Raw genomic sequence first — 14,473 nt, forward strand, 5'->3', positions numbered from 1 at the left:
AGCAGGAGTGAGATATGGCTTACAGTGAAAAAGTAATCGACCACTATGAAAATCCCCGTAACGTCGGTGGTTTTGACAAGAATGATCCCAGCATCGCAACCGGCATGGTTGGTGCTCCGGCTTGTGGCGACGTGATGAAGCTGCAGCTGAAGATCAGCGACGATGGCATCATCGAAGATGCCAAGTTCAAGACTTACGGCTGTGGCTCCGCCATTGCCTCCAGCTCCCTGGTGACCGAATGGGTCAAGGGCAAGACCCTGGACGAAGCGGCTGGCATCAAGAACACCGATATTGCCGAAGAGCTGGCACTGCCACCGGTAAAGATCCACTGCTCCATTCTGGCTGAGGATGCCATCAAGGCTGCTATCGCCGATTACAAGCAGAAGAAAGGTCTCTAAGCGCCGGAGAGCAGTATGGCTATTACCATGACAGATGCCGCAGCGGCACGGGTGTCTTCTTTTCTGACTAACCGGGGCAAGGGCATTGGCCTGCGCCTCGGCGTTAAGACCACTGGCTGCTCTGGCTTGGCTTATGTGCTCGAGTTTGTTGATGAGCTGGCCGAGGAAGACCAGGTATTCGAGCAGCAGGGTGTGAAAATTATTGTCGATGCCAAGAGTCTGATCCACCTGGACGGAACTCAACTGGATTTCGTCAAGGAGGGCCTCAATGAGGGCTTCCAGTTTAATAATCCCAATGCCAAAGGCGAATGTGGTTGCGGCGAGAGCTTTAATGTCTGACAGGGGTGACCTGACGGATGTGACGGTTGAACTGGCATCTGACCGCCAGTTCAACCGTGCTATTTCTGCCGCTATATCGAGAGTGGTTATGACGACCGTTGCCAAGAGGTTTGTATGAACCATTTCGAGCTGTTTGGGCTGGTTGAAGGCTTCGAACTAGACACCCGGCAGTTAGCGGATACCTACCGACAACTGCAAACCCGCTTCCACCCCGATCGTTTTGCCACGGCCCCCGAGCGGGAGCAGCTGGCATCAGTGCAGCATGCAGCTCAAATCAACGAGGCGTTCACCACTCTCAAAGCCCCGCTGCGCCGTGCGGAATATCTGCTCTCCTTACGCGGTACGGATATTCGTGGTGAGCAGCAAACACTGCAAGATACCGCATTTCTGATGCAGCAACTGGAGTGGCGTGAACGTCTGGCTGATTTGAAAGACGACGCTGACCCTGAGCGTGCCATCAAGGATTTTCGCTCTGAAATCAGGCATGATCATCAGCTGCTGATGCAGCAGTTGACCGCGTATCTCGCCGCAGGCGAAGATTTGGGCGCGGCTGACTGCGTCCGCAAACTCAAGTTTGTCGACAAGCTCCTCGAAGAGCTGGAACGATTCGAAGACTCGCTCCTCGAGTCTTGATCCTTTAACGCTGGAAGTTTGATTACCCATGGCATTACTGCAAATAGCCGAGCCCGGCCAGAGCGCTGTACCTCATCAGCACAAACGTGCCGTCGGCATCGATCTCGGCACCACCAACTCTCTCGTTGCTGCGGTTCGCAGCGGTCACGCCGATACCCTTTGCGATGAGCAAGGGCGCGATCTTCTCCCGTCGGTGGTGCATTATCAGACCGATGCTATTCGAGTGGGTATTGATGCCAAGCGCGAAGCTGCCCTTGATCCGCACAACACTATCGTCTCGGCCAAACGGATGATGGGCAAGGCGCTGGCCGATATTGACACCCGTCAGCAACCTTACCTGTTTGTGGCCGCCGAGAACGGTATGCCCCAGCTACAAACCTGCCAGGGCTTGGTCAATCCGGTACAGGTATCGGCCGAAATTTTGAAAACACTGGCCGAGCGTGGCTCCGCCTCGCTGGGTGGTGAACTCGACGGCGTGGTCATTACCGTCCCTGCTTATTTCGATGATGCCCAGCGTCAGGGCACCAAGGATGCGGCCCGTCTGGCCGGTCTGCACGTGCTGCGGCTGCTCAACGAACCTACCGCCGCAGCGATTGCCTATGGCCTCGACTCGGGTCAGGAAGGGGTGATTGCCGTTTACGATCTGGGCGGTGGCACCTTCGATATTTCGATTCTTCGTTTGCATCGCGGCGTGTTTGAAGTGATGGCCACTGGCGGCGATTCGGCCCTCGGTGGTGATGATTTCGATCACCTGCTGGCTGACTGGATCAAGGAGCAGGCTGGCCTCTCCGGCGATCTGGATGCTCATCTGCAGCGCGAGCTGCTGGACGTAGCGGCACAGATCAAACACGGCCTGACCGATGCCGAGCAGGTGGCTTGCACCTTCGCCGGCTGGCAGGGCAGCGTGACCCGCAGCCAGTTTGAACAACTCATCACACCGCTGGTGAAGCGCACCCTGCTGGCTTGCCGTCGCGCCCTGCGCGATGCGGATCTTGAGCAGGTGGAAGTGCTGGAAGTGGTGATGGTCGGTGGCTCCACCCGGGTGCCCTTGGTGCGCGAACTGGTAGGGGATTTCTTCCAGCGTACGCCGCTGACCAGCATTGATCCGGACAAGGTGGTTGCCATCGGCGCCGCCATCCAGGCTGACATTCTGGTGGGCAACAAGCCCGATGCCGAGATGCTGCTGCTGGATGTGATCCCGCTCTCATTGGGTCTAGAGACCATGGGTGGCCTCGCCGAGAAGGTGATCCCGCGCAACACTACTATTCCGGTAGCCCGAGCCCAGGAGTTCACCACCTTCAAGGATGGTCAGACTGCCATGGCTATCCATGTGGTGCAGGGAGAGCGTGAGCTGGTCGCCGACTGCCGCTCACTGGCCCGCTTTACCCTGACCGGTATTCCACCCATGGTGGCGGGCGCGGCCCATATTCGTGTCACTTTCCAGGTGGATGCGGATGGTTTGCTGTCGGTCAGTGCCATGGAGAAATCCTCCGGCGTGCAGGCCGAGATCCAGGTCAAGCCATCTTACGGTCTGGCGGAGCAGGACATTCTTACCATGTTGAGCGCGTCCATTGAGCACGCCCAGCAAGATATGGATGCCCGCATGCTGGCAGAGCAGCAGGTAGAAGCTGATCGGGTTGCCCTGAGCCTCAACGTTGCCTTGGCCGCCGATGGTGAGTCACTGCTAAGTGCTGCCGAGCGCGCCGAGATCGATGCCGCCATCGCCCACCTGCTGATCATGCGCAGCACGGGCACCACCAATCAAATCAAAGATGCCATTGAGGCGGCAGATGCTGTCAGTGGTGAATTTGCAGCACGTCGGATGGATGCGTCCATCCGCAAGGTGCTGACCGGACAAAACGTCAACAAGGTGTAATATGCCAAAACTGATCATTCTTCCTCATCCTGTACTCTGTCCGGATGGTGTCGCCCTTGAGGGGCAACGTGGTGAGACCATTCTCGACGTGGCGCTGCGTAATGGGATCGAGATTGAACATGCCTGCGAGAAGTCCTGTGCCTGCACCACCTGTCATTGCGTGGTGCGGGAGGGATTTGACTCTCTCGAGCCAAGCGACGAGCTGGAAGACGACATGCTGGACAAGGCGTGGGGCCTGGAACCGGAATCACGGCTGAGTTGCCAAGCCAGGCTTGAGGACGAGGATCTGGTGGTCGAGCTGCCCAAGTACACCCTGAACCTTGCATCTGAACGCCATTAATTACCCATGAGTGCATTGCACGTGCAGCATCCCGTGGTGCTTCAGTGATATGGTGAAGGCCGTGCCCCTTAAAGGGCACGGCCTTTTTTGTATTCGTTATTCCCTCTTTGCCTATGAAGAGTGCTTATAAATCGTGCCAGTAAAAAAGGAAGCAAACACGATGGCTAACATGATGAACGTAGCGTTATCTACCCAGGCTGCTGCCGCCCATTGGGGCGAGGGTGCGCTACTCAGTTTTAATGGTGACAGAGCTGACATCCATCTGGGGTCGGTTGGTCAGGAAAAAGATGCACTGCGCGCCATCCAGCGTGCGGCCCGCCGCTTTGAGTCCACCGGGATCAAGCGGGTCAAGCTGGTCGGAGATGGTTGGGATCTGGAACGCCGTTTTGCCTTCGCCCAGGGCTTTTATGCCGCTAAAGGAGTGCGTGAACTGGACTTTGGCCAGCAGAGTGAGGCGGATAGCTGCGAGCTGGATGCCTTGATCAAGGCGAGCTGCTGGGCTCGTGACATCACCAATGGCTGCCCGGAAGAGATCTACCCCATGAGTCTGGCGGAATCGGCCCTGCTGCTCATTCGTGGTCTGGCCGGTGATCTGGTGACCGCCCGTATCACTGCCGGCGAAGCGTTGCGCGAATCGGGCCACATCGGGATCTGGTCGGTCGGTCGTGGCAGCGAGCGCGAGCCGGTGTTGCTGGAGCTCGATTACAATCCGACCGGGGATCGCAACGCCCCAGTGGTCGCTGCCCTGGTGGGCAAGGGCATCACCTTCGACTCCGGTGGCTACTCCATGAAGTCCTCTGACAACATGCTGCCGATGAAGTCCGATATGGGCGGCGCTGCCATGGTCACCGGCGCGCTGGCGCTGGCCATCAGCCGTGGCCTGAACAAGCGGGTGAAGCTCATTCTCTGTTGCGCCGAGAATCTGGTCTCCGGCCATGCCTTCAAACTGGGTGACATCCTTACCTACAAAAATGGTATCTCGGTTGAAATCCAGAATACCGATGCGGAAGGCCGCTTGGTGCTGGCCGATGGTCTGATGGCCGCTTCCGACAGTGGCGCGACCTACATCCTGGATGCCGCGACCCTGACCGGCGCCGCCAAGATGGCGTTGGGCCGCGACTACAACGCAGTGTTTGCCCTCGACGAGACCGAACAACAGCGCGCGCTGGCCGCTGCCAAGGCCGAAAATGAGCAGGCGTGGGCGCTGCCGCTGGAACCCTGGCATGCCAGCCAGCTCACCTCTGCCTTTGCCGAACTGGGTAACGTGGCTTCCGCCGAAGGCACGGCCGGCGCCACCACTGCGGCCGCCTTCCTGTCCCGTTTTGTGCCCAATGAAGGAAAGGGGTGGGTGCACCTGGATCTGGCGGCGGCGTATCAGAAGTCGGGCAACGAGCTTTGGGCTACCGGTGCTAAAGGCCACGGCGTGCGTACTATCGCGCGCTGGTTACAGGAGGTAACTGCATGAATGTCTGGTTAAGTCGTGATTTTGCCCCGGCGGAATGGGGGGACGGGGCCCTGCTCTCATACCGTGCCGACGGTGTGGTGATCCACCTGATCACCGCTTCCCCACTGCTCGATATTCAGCAGGCGGCGCGCCGCCTCTGTCAGCAGGGGATCCAGAAAGTAGCGCTTGCAGGGCATTGGGATCGCGAGCAGCAGTGGGCCTTTGCCCAGGGGTTACAAACCCCCAAGGTGGAGGTGCAATTGCAATGGGCCATGTCCTCGGAAGAGGACAGAGAAGAGCTGGAAGCGCGTTGGTTATGTGGGCGCTGGGTGCGTGAGATGACCAATGCCACACCAGAGCAATTGGGGCCGCTGGAGCTGGCGGTCGAAGCCGCTGCTTTTATTACCGAGCTGGCGCCAGACAAGGTGAGTCACCGTATTTTGAAAGGTGAAGCGCTGCAACAGGCAGGCTGGGTCGGCCTCTATCAGGTGGGCCGTGGCAGTGAGCGCGAGCCAGTGCTGCTTGAGCTGGATTTTAATCCGGCGCGCGATCCCAGAGCGCCGGTAGCTGCAGCTCTGGTGGGCAAGGGGATCACCTTTGACTCTGGCGGCTACTCCATGAAGAGCTCCGAGGGGATGCTCACCATGAAGTGCGACATGGGGGGCGCGGCAATTGTGACCGGTGCGCTGGCGCTGGCCATGCTGCGCGGCCTCGACAAGCGGGTGAAGTTGATCCTCTGCTGCGCCGAGAATCTGGTCTCCGGCCATGCCTACAAGTTGGGGGATATCCTCACTTACAAGAACGGCACCACGGTGGAGATTGTGAATACCGACGCCGAGGGGCGGTTGGTGCTGGCCGATGGCCTGCAACTGGCCAGTGACAGCGGCGCACCGCTGATCATCGACGCCGCCACCCTGACCGGCGCCGCCGTGATGGCGCTGGGTGGTCGCTACAATGCCCTGTTTGGCCTCGACAAGGGGCTGGTGAGCCGTGCCATGACCTATGCCGATGCCGAGCAGGAGCCTGCCTGGCCGCTGCCGCTGGAGCCCTGGCACCGTCAGCAGTGCCCCTCCAATTATGCCGACACGGCCAACAGCCGTCCGGTGAAGGGGGGCGGGCCAGGCGGCGCCTCCAACGCGGCGGGTTTCCTCTCCCGTTTCGTTGCCAACGAAGGGATGGGCTGGCTGCATATCGATCTGGCCGCCTGCTTTAGCGATAACGGTGATAGTTTGTGGGCGCCGGGGGCCAATACCCTGGGGATGCGCACCATAGCGCGCGCCCTGCTGGCGGAAGCCAAATAAGCGAGACAAGGCACCTTCGGGTGCCTTTTTCATGTTGTTCGAATAGTGAGCAAAAGATGTCTTTTTGGCAGCTTAAAAGGACTATCGTGCGCAAGCGCACATATTTTCCCGCACTGCTCAGCGAAGATGAGTGCTGATGTTGATTGCAAGGAGGTTATGTTTAATAAAAAGTTGCTTTTTTGTGTGTTTATCCGCTTTTTGTTTACGTATAATCGCCAGCGAACATGGATACTAACAATAAGACCCTGTAATTAAGGAAAGATACCAATGGCCATCGAACGTACCTTCTCTATCGTCAAACCGGATGCTGTCAGCAAGAACCTGATCGGTGAGATCTACCACCGCATGGAAAGTGCCGGGCTGACTATCGTCGCCGCCAAAATGCTGCGTCTGACCAGTGACCAGGCCGCCGGCTTCTACGCTGAACATCAAGGCCGTCCTTTCTATGATGCGCTGGTGACCTTCATGACCTCTGGCCCTGTGATGGTGCAGGTGCTGGAAGGGGAAAATGCCGTACAGCGTTATCGCGATCTGATGGGGCTGACCAATCCCGAGCAAGCGCTGGCCGGTACTCTTCGCGCCTGCTACGGCGAGAGCATCGATCGCAACGCAGTGCACGGTGCCGACAGCTTTGCCTCTGCCCAGCGTGAAATTGCCTACTTCTTTAACGAAGAAGAGCTCCACACCCGCGCCTGAGGTGTGGCTTGATAGACGCAAGGGAGCCTCGGCTCCCTTTGTTGTTTTGCAGGCGTCACTCTTTTTTGCGCAATATCCCTCTATTCTCCAGGTGGAAAGCCAGCCCCATTATTTGTACAATGCCGCCCCCTGACATCGTCAGCCAATAATTGATGAAGTGTTTGAACTGAGGCCATTGATGAGCGAAACAAAAATCAACCTGCTGGATCTTGATCGGGATGCCATGCGTGCCTTCTTCGTCGAACTGGGCGAGAAGCCATTCCGGGCAGATCAGATAATGAAGTGGATCTATCACTTCGGTTGTGATGATTTCGATCAGATGACCAACGTCAACAAGGTGCTCAAGGATCGCCTCAAGGCGATGGCAGAGATCAAAGCGCCGGAGATCAGCCGGGAACAGCGCTCTTCTGATGGCACCATCAAGTGGGCCTTGCAGGTGGGTGATCAGGAAGTCGAGACGGTCTACATTCCCGAAGGCGATCGGGCCACCCTGTGTGTTTCTTCTCAGGTCGGCTGTGCGCTGGCGTGCAAGTTCTGCTCCACTGCCCAGCAAGGCTTTAACCGTAACCTGAAAGTGTCCGAGATCATCGGTCAGGTATGGCGTGCCGCCCGCGTGGTCGGTGGCAAGCGTCCCATCACCAACGTGGTGATGATGGGGATGGGCGAGCCGCTGCTCAACCTCGCCAACGTGGTGCCTGCCATGCGTCTGATGATGGATGATTACGGTTATGGTATCTCCAAGCGTCGTGTGACTATCTCGACCTCAGGGGTGGTACCGGCACTGGACATGCTGGGCGACCAGATCGATGTGGCATTGGCTATCTCCCTGCATGCGCCGAATGACAAGTTGCGCTCCGAGATCATGCCGATTAACGACAAGTACAACATTGAGGATTTCCTCGCTGGTGTCCGTCGTTATCTCGAAAAGTCCAATGCCAATGGTGGCCGGGTCACCGTGGAATATGTGCTGCTCGATCATATCAATGACGACATGCAACATGCCCACGAACTGGCCAAAGTGCTCAAGGATACGCCGAGCAAGATCAACCTGATCCCGTTCAATCCCTTCCCGGGCAATCCTTATGGCAAGCCGAGCAACAGCCGTATCGATCGCTTCTCCAAGGTACTGATGGAGTACGGTTATACCGTGATTGTGCGCAAGACCCGTGGTGACGACATCGACGCCGCATGTGGTCAGCTGGTGGGGGACGTAATTGACCGTACCAAGCGAACTATCAAAAATCGGATGCAACAGGATGGGATTTCCGTCAAAATGGTTTAAATGCTAAGCCATTGTATAGAAAGGGAATGGATACACGTACATTGATCGTAGTGGCAGCGCTCTGCGCGCTGCCCGGCTGTGTGACCGAGACCACTTACGCTGGCCAGAATTCTACCCAGCGTGAAGTGGGTCCCGACCTTAAGGCGGCTGCCCAAACTCGCCTCGACCTGGGGATCCAGTACCTGCGTCAGGGCAATGCCGAGCAGGCCAAGTTCAATCTTGACCGCGCCCTCCAGTATGACCCCTCCAACTCTCAAATCCAGATTGGTTTCGCCTACTTCTATCAAACCGTAGGGGATTTCATTGCCGCTGAAAATCATTACAAGAATGCCCTTGCCATGGATCCGTCCAATGCTGACGCAATGAACAACTATGGTGCCTTTTTGTGTGATCGTGGCCGTTATGAGGAGGCGGATAAGGCCTTTAATCAGGCGGTGCAGCAGCCTGGCTACGTGAAAATCTCCGATACCTATGAAAATGCAGCGTTTTGCGCCCAGCAAAATCGCAGAAATGATAAAGCAAGCGAGTACTATCGCTTGGCCTTGGGGTATAATCCCCGCAACCCAAGGTTATTGCTGGACTTGGCCGAGCTTTCCATGAAAGATGGCAAGCTGCCTGATGTGCAGTCCTACCTCGCTCGTTTTGCCGATGCGTCAGACGAGAACGAGGACAGTCTCTGGTTGAGATTGCGGCTGGCACAGGCGATGGACAAACCGGCATTAATTCACCAATTCGGGACTGAGCTGGTAAGGCAATATCCCACTTCGCAACAAGCCAAGCGTTATTTATCCAATGACTACTGAACAGCCACACGATTTTCAAGACGACTCCCAGGCAGCAGGCCCAGGCCAATTGCTGCGCAACGCCCGTGAACAGCTTGGCTGGACACGAGAACAGGTTGCATCCCGCATTCACCTTCGTCTGACCCTGATTGCTGCTATTGAATCGGATACTTACGACAAGAACACCTCCCATACGTTTATCCGCGGCTATTTGCGCTCCTATGCCAAGCTGGTCGGGATCCCGGATGAGACTATTCTTGCCGCTTACGACAAGCTGGGTCTGACGCCACCTGATAATATCGACATGCAAAGTTTCTCCCGCCGTTCCCGCCAGCAAGCCAATGACAGTCGGCTCAAGATGGTGACCTGGCTGGTGATCCTGGTGTTGATTGCGCTCTCCGTCGCCTGGTGGTGGCAGAGTACCGCCCGCCGTTCTGCCGGTGACGAAGCCCTTGCCGCAACCGAAATGAGCGCAACCGTCTCTGAGCCTGCAGCCGATCCGCAGCCCGAGATCATCAGCCCTGTCCTTATTGAGGGGACTGAGCCATCTGCTGCCGTTGGCACTGATGTGGCTGCACCTGTCTCCGCGGCAACTGGCACTCAAGCTGCAGCCCCTGTGGCTCCGGTGAATGGTGCCGTGGCTGATACCTCGGTGCCGAGTGCCGTGGTAGAACCAACAGCAGAGGCGGCTCAAGGTGAGTCAGCCAAGACGCCACAACTCAAGATGAGCTTCACCGCCGATTGCTGGCTGGATGTGAAAGATGGCAACGGCAAGACACTGTTCAGCGGTCTGAAAAAAGCCAATGACGAGTTGGTGCTGGAAGGTGCCGAGCCCCTCAAGTTCACCATTGGTGCGCCGATGGCGGTCAAGCTTGACTACAAGGGCACTTCGTTTGATATGAGTCGTTATAACAACGGCCGTACTGCTCGCTTCTCATTGCCGCAGGAGTAACCTGTTTCCCATGTCTGTTCACGAAAAATCCGCTCACGAATCTCCCATCATTCGTCGTAAATCCAGGCAGATCATGGTTGGTAATGTACCGGTCGGGGGCGATGCCCCCATTACGGTGCAAACCATGACCAACACCAAGACCACCGATGTGGCGGCGACCGTCGAGCAGATCCAGCGGATCGAGCGAGTTGGTGCCGATATTGTCCGTGTCTCTGTGCCGACCATGGAAGCGGCGGAAGCCTTCAAATTCATCAAGCAACAGACCCGTATCCCTATCGTTGCCGATATCCACTTTGACTATCGCATAGCGTTGAAAGTGGCGGAGTATGGTGCTGATTGCCTGCGTATCAACCCGGGTAACATCGGCAACGAGCAGCGGGTACGTTCGGTGGTCGATTGTGCGCGCGATCTGAACATTCCGATCCGCATCGGCGTCAACGGCGGATCGCTGGAAAAAGATATCCAGGAGAAGTACGGCGAGCCGACCCCCGAGGCACTGGTGGAATCCGCCATGCGTCACGTCGAGTATCTGGATCGCCTTGATTTCCAGAACTTCAAGGTGAGTGTGAAAGCCTCCGATGTGTTCCTGGCAGTGGGAGCTTATCGCCTGCTGGCCAGACAGATTGAGCAGCCACTCCATTTGGGGATCACCGAGGCCGGTGGTTTTCGGGCTGGCGCGGTGAAATCGGCGGTCGGTCTTGGCATGCTGCTGGCGGATGGGATCGGCGATACCATTCGTATCTCCCTTGCCGCAGACCCGGTTGAAGAGATCAAAGTCGGGTTTGATATTCTCAAATCCCTGCGGATCCGCTCCCGTGGTATCAACTTTATTGCTTGTCCCTCCTGCTCCCGTCAGGAGTTCGATGTGATCGCTACCGTCAATGCGCTGGAAGAGCGGCTCGAAGACATCATCACCCCGATGGATGTCTCCATCATCGGCTGTGTGGTCAATGGTCCGGGCGAAGCCTTGGTGTCCGATCTGGGATTGGCTGGCGCGGCCAACAAGAGCGCCTTCTACGAAGGGGGCCTGCGGGTCGATCGGCTCGATAACAAGGATCTGATCCCGATCCTGGAGCGGCGCATTCGTGCCAGAGCCGCCATGCTGGACCCCGCCAACCAGATCCTGGTGGGCAAGGATTGAACAAATAGGGGCCACCTTGGGTGGCCCTCGTTCCAGGTGACTGATTTTACATCCCGCATACGGATTCTCTGATTTTACCTCGGGGGTGAAAATCCCTATAATGCGGCCAAATTTTACCTCTTTTTCTCGAGTATCAACGTGGCAAAACAGATCCAAGCTATTCGCGGTATGAATGATTGCCTGCCGGAGCAGAGCCCGGTATGGCAGAAGGTTGAACAGATCCTGCGCCAGGTCGTTGCCAGCTATGGCTACAGCGAAGTGCGCATGCCGATTGTCGAGCAGACCCACCTGTTCAAGCGCGCCATCGGTGAAGTGACCGACGTGGTCGAAAAAGAGATGTACTCCTTTGATGACCGCAACGGCGACAGCCTGAGCCTGCGTCCAGAAGGAACTGCCAGCTGCGTCCGCGCCGGTATCGAGCATGGCCTGCTTTATAACCAGGAACGCCGGATGTGGTACATGGGCCCCATGTTCCGTCACGAGCGTCCCCAGAAGGGCCGTTATCGCCAGTTCCACCAATTCGGTGTCGAGCTGTTTGGCATCAACGGGCCGGATATTGACGCCGAGCTTATCATGCTGACCCACCGCCTGTGGCGCCTGTTTGGCATCAGCGATAATGTCACCCTGCAGCTCAATACTTTGGGTCAGAGCGCCGAACGTGCCGCTTATCGCGATGCACTGGTGGCCTATCTGGAGCAGTACAAGGATCAGCTGGACGAAGAGAGCCAGCGCCGTATGTACAGCAACCCGCTGCGGGTGCTCGACTCCAAAGACCAAAAAGTGCAGGCCATTTTGGTTAATGCTCCCCGTCTGTTCGACCACTTGGGCGAAGAGAGTCTGGCTCACTTCGAGGGGCTCAAGCGCCTGCTCACCTCTGCCGGTATCGCGTTTGAAGTGAACGAACGCCTGGTGCGCGGCCTTGACTACTACAACCTGACCGTGTTCGAGTGGGTCACTACCAGCCTGGGTGCCCAGGGCACCGTCTGTGCCGGTGGTCGCTACGATGGTCTGGTTGAGCAGCTCGGTGGTCAGGCGACCCCGGCAGTTGGCTTTGCCATGGGCATGGAGCGTCTGGTATTGATGCTGGAGACCCTCGAGCTCAATGGTGATATCCGTCCTGCGGTGGATGTTTATCTGGCCATGGTGGGTGAGGGGACCGAGCAGGCTGGCTTCCAACTGGCCGAGCGGTTGCGCGATGCGCTGCCTGATTTGCGCCTGATGAGCCACTGCGGTGGCGGCAACTTCAAGAAACAACTCAAACGTGCCGACAAGAGCGGCGCGTCTATCGCCCTGATCCTTGGTGAAACCGAGGTGCAAAACGGGGAGATCACTATCAAATACCTGCGTGGTCAGGCTGAGCAACAGACCGTCAAGGTTGACGCCGCCATCGCCCTGCTGGCAGCCAAAGGAGAGTAAGCTGTGGAAGTTTATACCACCGAAGAACAACAGGTTGAGGTTATCAAGGAGTGGTGGAAAGAGAACGGGACCTCGGTGATCGCCGGGACCGTGATCGGCTTGGTCGGCCTGTTCGGCTGGCGCTACTACAACCAGCATCAACAAGAGTCCATGGAAGCTTCCTCCCAAGCTTACAACCAGGCAATTGAACAACTGGTCAAAGCTGACGCTGCCGGTTTCGAGCAGGCACAACAGTTTGTCACTGCCAACAAGGGTGACTCCTACGGTGAGCTGGCCGCCCTGCAACTGGCGGCGGCTGCCGTCAAAGCGGGCAAGCTGGATCTGGCTGCCGAGCAGCTGACCCTGGTGGCCACCAGTGGTGACGAGAGCATTCGCCCCATCGCTGCTCTGCGCCTGGCCCGGGTGCTGAATGATCAGGGCAAGGCCGATGAGGCGTTGGCCAAGCTTGGCACTATTACCAGTGATGCCTTCAAAGCCCAAGTCGCGGAAGTGCGTGGCGATATCCTGCAAAAGCAGGGCAAGAGCGAAGAAGCCCGTGATGCTTATCAGGCTGCCGCAGATGCTGGCGGCCTGCAAAGCAGCCAGGAACTCAAACTGAAGATGGACGACCTGGCCTTGCCGGCCGTGGTAATGGGTGAGGCACCGGATGCGTAATCTATTCAAGATGGTAGCGCTGGGGGCTGCGGTCTCCTTCGCCCTGCAGGGATGCTCTCTGTTCAGTTCGGAAGAAGATCTCAACCCGATGGCACCGCTGCCCCAGGTTGAATCTGCCTTCAGTGCTGACACGGACTGGTCTGCGACGGTCGGTGACGGGATCGGTAACTTCTACTCCCAGCTCAAGCCGGTGGTGGAAGAGGAGCATATCTATGCTGCTGCCCGTGGTGGTGATGTCACCGCCTTCGATCGTGTCAGTGGCGATCGTCTGTGGACCGTTGACCTGGCGGATCTGCCGGTCAATGCCGACAAGCGCAGCGCTCGCCTTTCCGGTGGTCTGGTCTCCCGTTACGGCAAGCTGTTCCTCGGTTCCGAAAATGGCGTTGTCTATGCCCTGAACGCAGACAACGGCGAGGTGCTGTGGCAGACCAATGTGCCCGGTGAAGTGGTTGCCAGCCCGGCGGTGGAAGATGGCCGGGTGGTGGTGCTGACCACCTCTGGCCGCCTGATTGCGCTCGATACCGATGAGGGCAAGCTGCAATGGTCGCTCTCCGAAGAGCAGCCCCCGCTGACCCTGCGCAGTGCTGGTGCGCCGGTGATTACCAATGGTGCGGTGATTTACGGTCGTGCCGATGGCAAAGTGGGCATTGCCCTGCTGGCCAACGGTCAGCCGGTTCGTCAATCCAAGGTGGCGGATCCCCGTGGTGCCACTGAGCTTGACCGTATGGTCGACGTCGATGCCAGCCCGCTGATCGCCGGCGATGAGCTCTATGCCATTGCCTACAATGGTCAGCTGATGGCACGCAAGCTGATGACCGGTGACGAGGTGTGGAAGCGCAAGTATTCCGGCTATCGCGATCTGGCGATGACCGGTAATGCCATCGTGCTGACCGACAGCCGCAGCCACCTGTTTGCAGTCGATCGTCGCAATGGCCTGGAGTTGTGGTCTAATACCAAGCTGGAGAATCGTACCGTCACTGCACCAGTCATCTTTGGTGACTATGTGGTGGTGGGTGATGTGGAAGGATACCTGTATTGGCTGGATCGTACCGACGGTACCATCAAGGCGATGCAGCAGCTCGATAGCAGTGGTCTCTACGCCGCCCCGCTGGTGGATGGTGACACCCTGTATGTGCAGAGCCGTGACGGCAAGTTGTACGCCCTCAAGCGTCCTTGATCGTCCGTTAATGTGAATATCCGGCTCCTGGCTTTTTGGCCA

At 57.6% G+C, this 14,473-nt stretch carries 15 protein-coding genes; all 15 read left to right on the forward strand.

What is annotated here, in order from left to right; all coding sequences use genetic code 11:
- Window positions 1-14 precede the first annotated feature (14 nt).
- Window positions 15-398: a Fe-S cluster assembly scaffold IscU gene (gene iscU / locus BN1135_RS03955; RefSeq protein ID WP_005299770.1), complete on the forward strand. Its 384-nt coding sequence runs from the start codon at window positions 15-17 to the stop codon at window positions 396-398.
- Between the two features lie 15 nt (window positions 399-413).
- A complete protein-coding gene (iscA, locus tag BN1135_RS03960) occupies window positions 414-737 on the forward strand; it encodes an iron-sulfur cluster assembly protein IscA (RefSeq protein WP_042019010.1) in 324 nt (107 codons plus the stop codon).
- A 114-nt stretch (window positions 738-851) separates the two neighbouring features.
- Entirely contained in the window at window positions 852-1,370 is a 519-nt protein-coding gene (gene hscB, locus BN1135_RS03965; protein WP_042019011.1) for a co-chaperone HscB, read from the forward strand.
- 28 nt (window positions 1,371-1,398) lie between these two features.
- Window positions 1,399-3,246 (forward strand): Fe-S protein assembly chaperone HscA, encoded by a 1,848-nt coding sequence (hscA, locus tag BN1135_RS03970; RefSeq protein WP_042019012.1) that lies wholly within the window; start codon window positions 1,399-1,401, stop codon window positions 3,244-3,246.
- A 1-nt stretch (window position 3,247) separates the two neighbouring features.
- A complete protein-coding gene (gene fdx, locus BN1135_RS03975) occupies window positions 3,248-3,586 on the forward strand; it encodes an ISC system 2Fe-2S type ferredoxin (RefSeq protein ID WP_042019013.1) in 339 nt (112 codons plus the stop codon).
- Between the two features lie 160 nt (window positions 3,587-3,746).
- Window positions 3,747-5,051, forward strand: a complete 1,305-nt coding sequence (gene pepB / locus BN1135_RS03980) for an aminopeptidase PepB (RefSeq protein ID WP_042019014.1) — start codon at window positions 3,747-3,749, stop codon at window positions 5,049-5,051.
- A complete protein-coding gene (gene pepB, locus BN1135_RS03985; RefSeq protein ID WP_042019016.1) occupies window positions 5,048-6,331 on the forward strand; it encodes an aminopeptidase PepB in 1,284 nt (427 codons plus the stop codon). The genes pepB (BN1135_RS03980) and pepB (BN1135_RS03985) overlap by 4 nt, the downstream gene beginning before the upstream one ends.
- Before the next feature lie 267 nt (window positions 6,332-6,598).
- Window positions 6,599-7,027 (forward strand): nucleoside-diphosphate kinase, encoded by a 429-nt coding sequence (ndk, locus tag BN1135_RS03990; RefSeq protein ID WP_042019017.1) that lies wholly within the window; start codon window positions 6,599-6,601, stop codon window positions 7,025-7,027.
- A gap of 178 nt (window positions 7,028-7,205) precedes the next feature.
- Window positions 7,206-8,309: a dual-specificity RNA methyltransferase RlmN gene (locus tag BN1135_RS03995; protein WP_042019018.1), complete on the forward strand. Its 1,104-nt coding sequence runs from the start codon at window positions 7,206-7,208 to the stop codon at window positions 8,307-8,309.
- A gap of 11 nt (window positions 8,310-8,320) precedes the next feature.
- Entirely contained in the window at window positions 8,321-9,112 is a 792-nt protein-coding gene (gene tapF, locus BN1135_RS04000) for a PilW family type IVa pilus biogenesis/stability lipoprotein TapF (protein WP_098969695.1), read from the forward strand.
- The gene (gene rodZ, locus BN1135_RS04005; protein WP_042019022.1) at window positions 9,102-10,043 is read left to right on the forward strand and encodes a cytoskeleton protein RodZ; all 942 of its coding nucleotides are present in this window, start codon (window positions 9,102-9,104) and stop codon (window positions 10,041-10,043) included. The genes tapF and rodZ overlap by 11 nt, the downstream gene beginning before the upstream one ends.
- Window positions 10,044-10,053: 10 nt before the next feature.
- The gene (ispG, locus tag BN1135_RS04010) at window positions 10,054-11,184 is read left to right on the forward strand and encodes a flavodoxin-dependent (E)-4-hydroxy-3-methylbut-2-enyl-diphosphate synthase (RefSeq protein ID WP_042019023.1); all 1,131 of its coding nucleotides are present in this window, start codon (window positions 10,054-10,056) and stop codon (window positions 11,182-11,184) included.
- 138 nt (window positions 11,185-11,322) lie between these two features.
- The gene (hisS, locus tag BN1135_RS04015) at window positions 11,323-12,600 is read left to right on the forward strand and encodes a histidine--tRNA ligase (RefSeq protein ID WP_042019024.1); all 1,278 of its coding nucleotides are present in this window, start codon (window positions 11,323-11,325) and stop codon (window positions 12,598-12,600) included.
- 3 nt (window positions 12,601-12,603) lie between these two features.
- Window positions 12,604-13,254, forward strand: a complete 651-nt coding sequence (locus tag BN1135_RS04020) for a YfgM family protein (protein WP_042019025.1) — start codon at window positions 12,604-12,606, stop codon at window positions 13,252-13,254.
- Window positions 13,247-14,431, forward strand: coding sequence for an outer membrane protein assembly factor BamB (bamB, locus tag BN1135_RS04025; protein WP_042019026.1), 1,185 nt, complete (start codon window positions 13,247-13,249; stop codon window positions 14,429-14,431). Before BN1135_RS04020 ends, bamB begins: the two co-directional genes overlap by 8 nt.
- The last annotated feature ends 42 nt before the right edge of the window (window positions 14,432-14,473 follow it).

The organism is Aeromonas sobria, assembly GCF_000820145.1.
GTDB classification, from domain to species: Bacteria; Pseudomonadota; Gammaproteobacteria; order Enterobacterales; family Aeromonadaceae; genus Aeromonas; species Aeromonas sobria.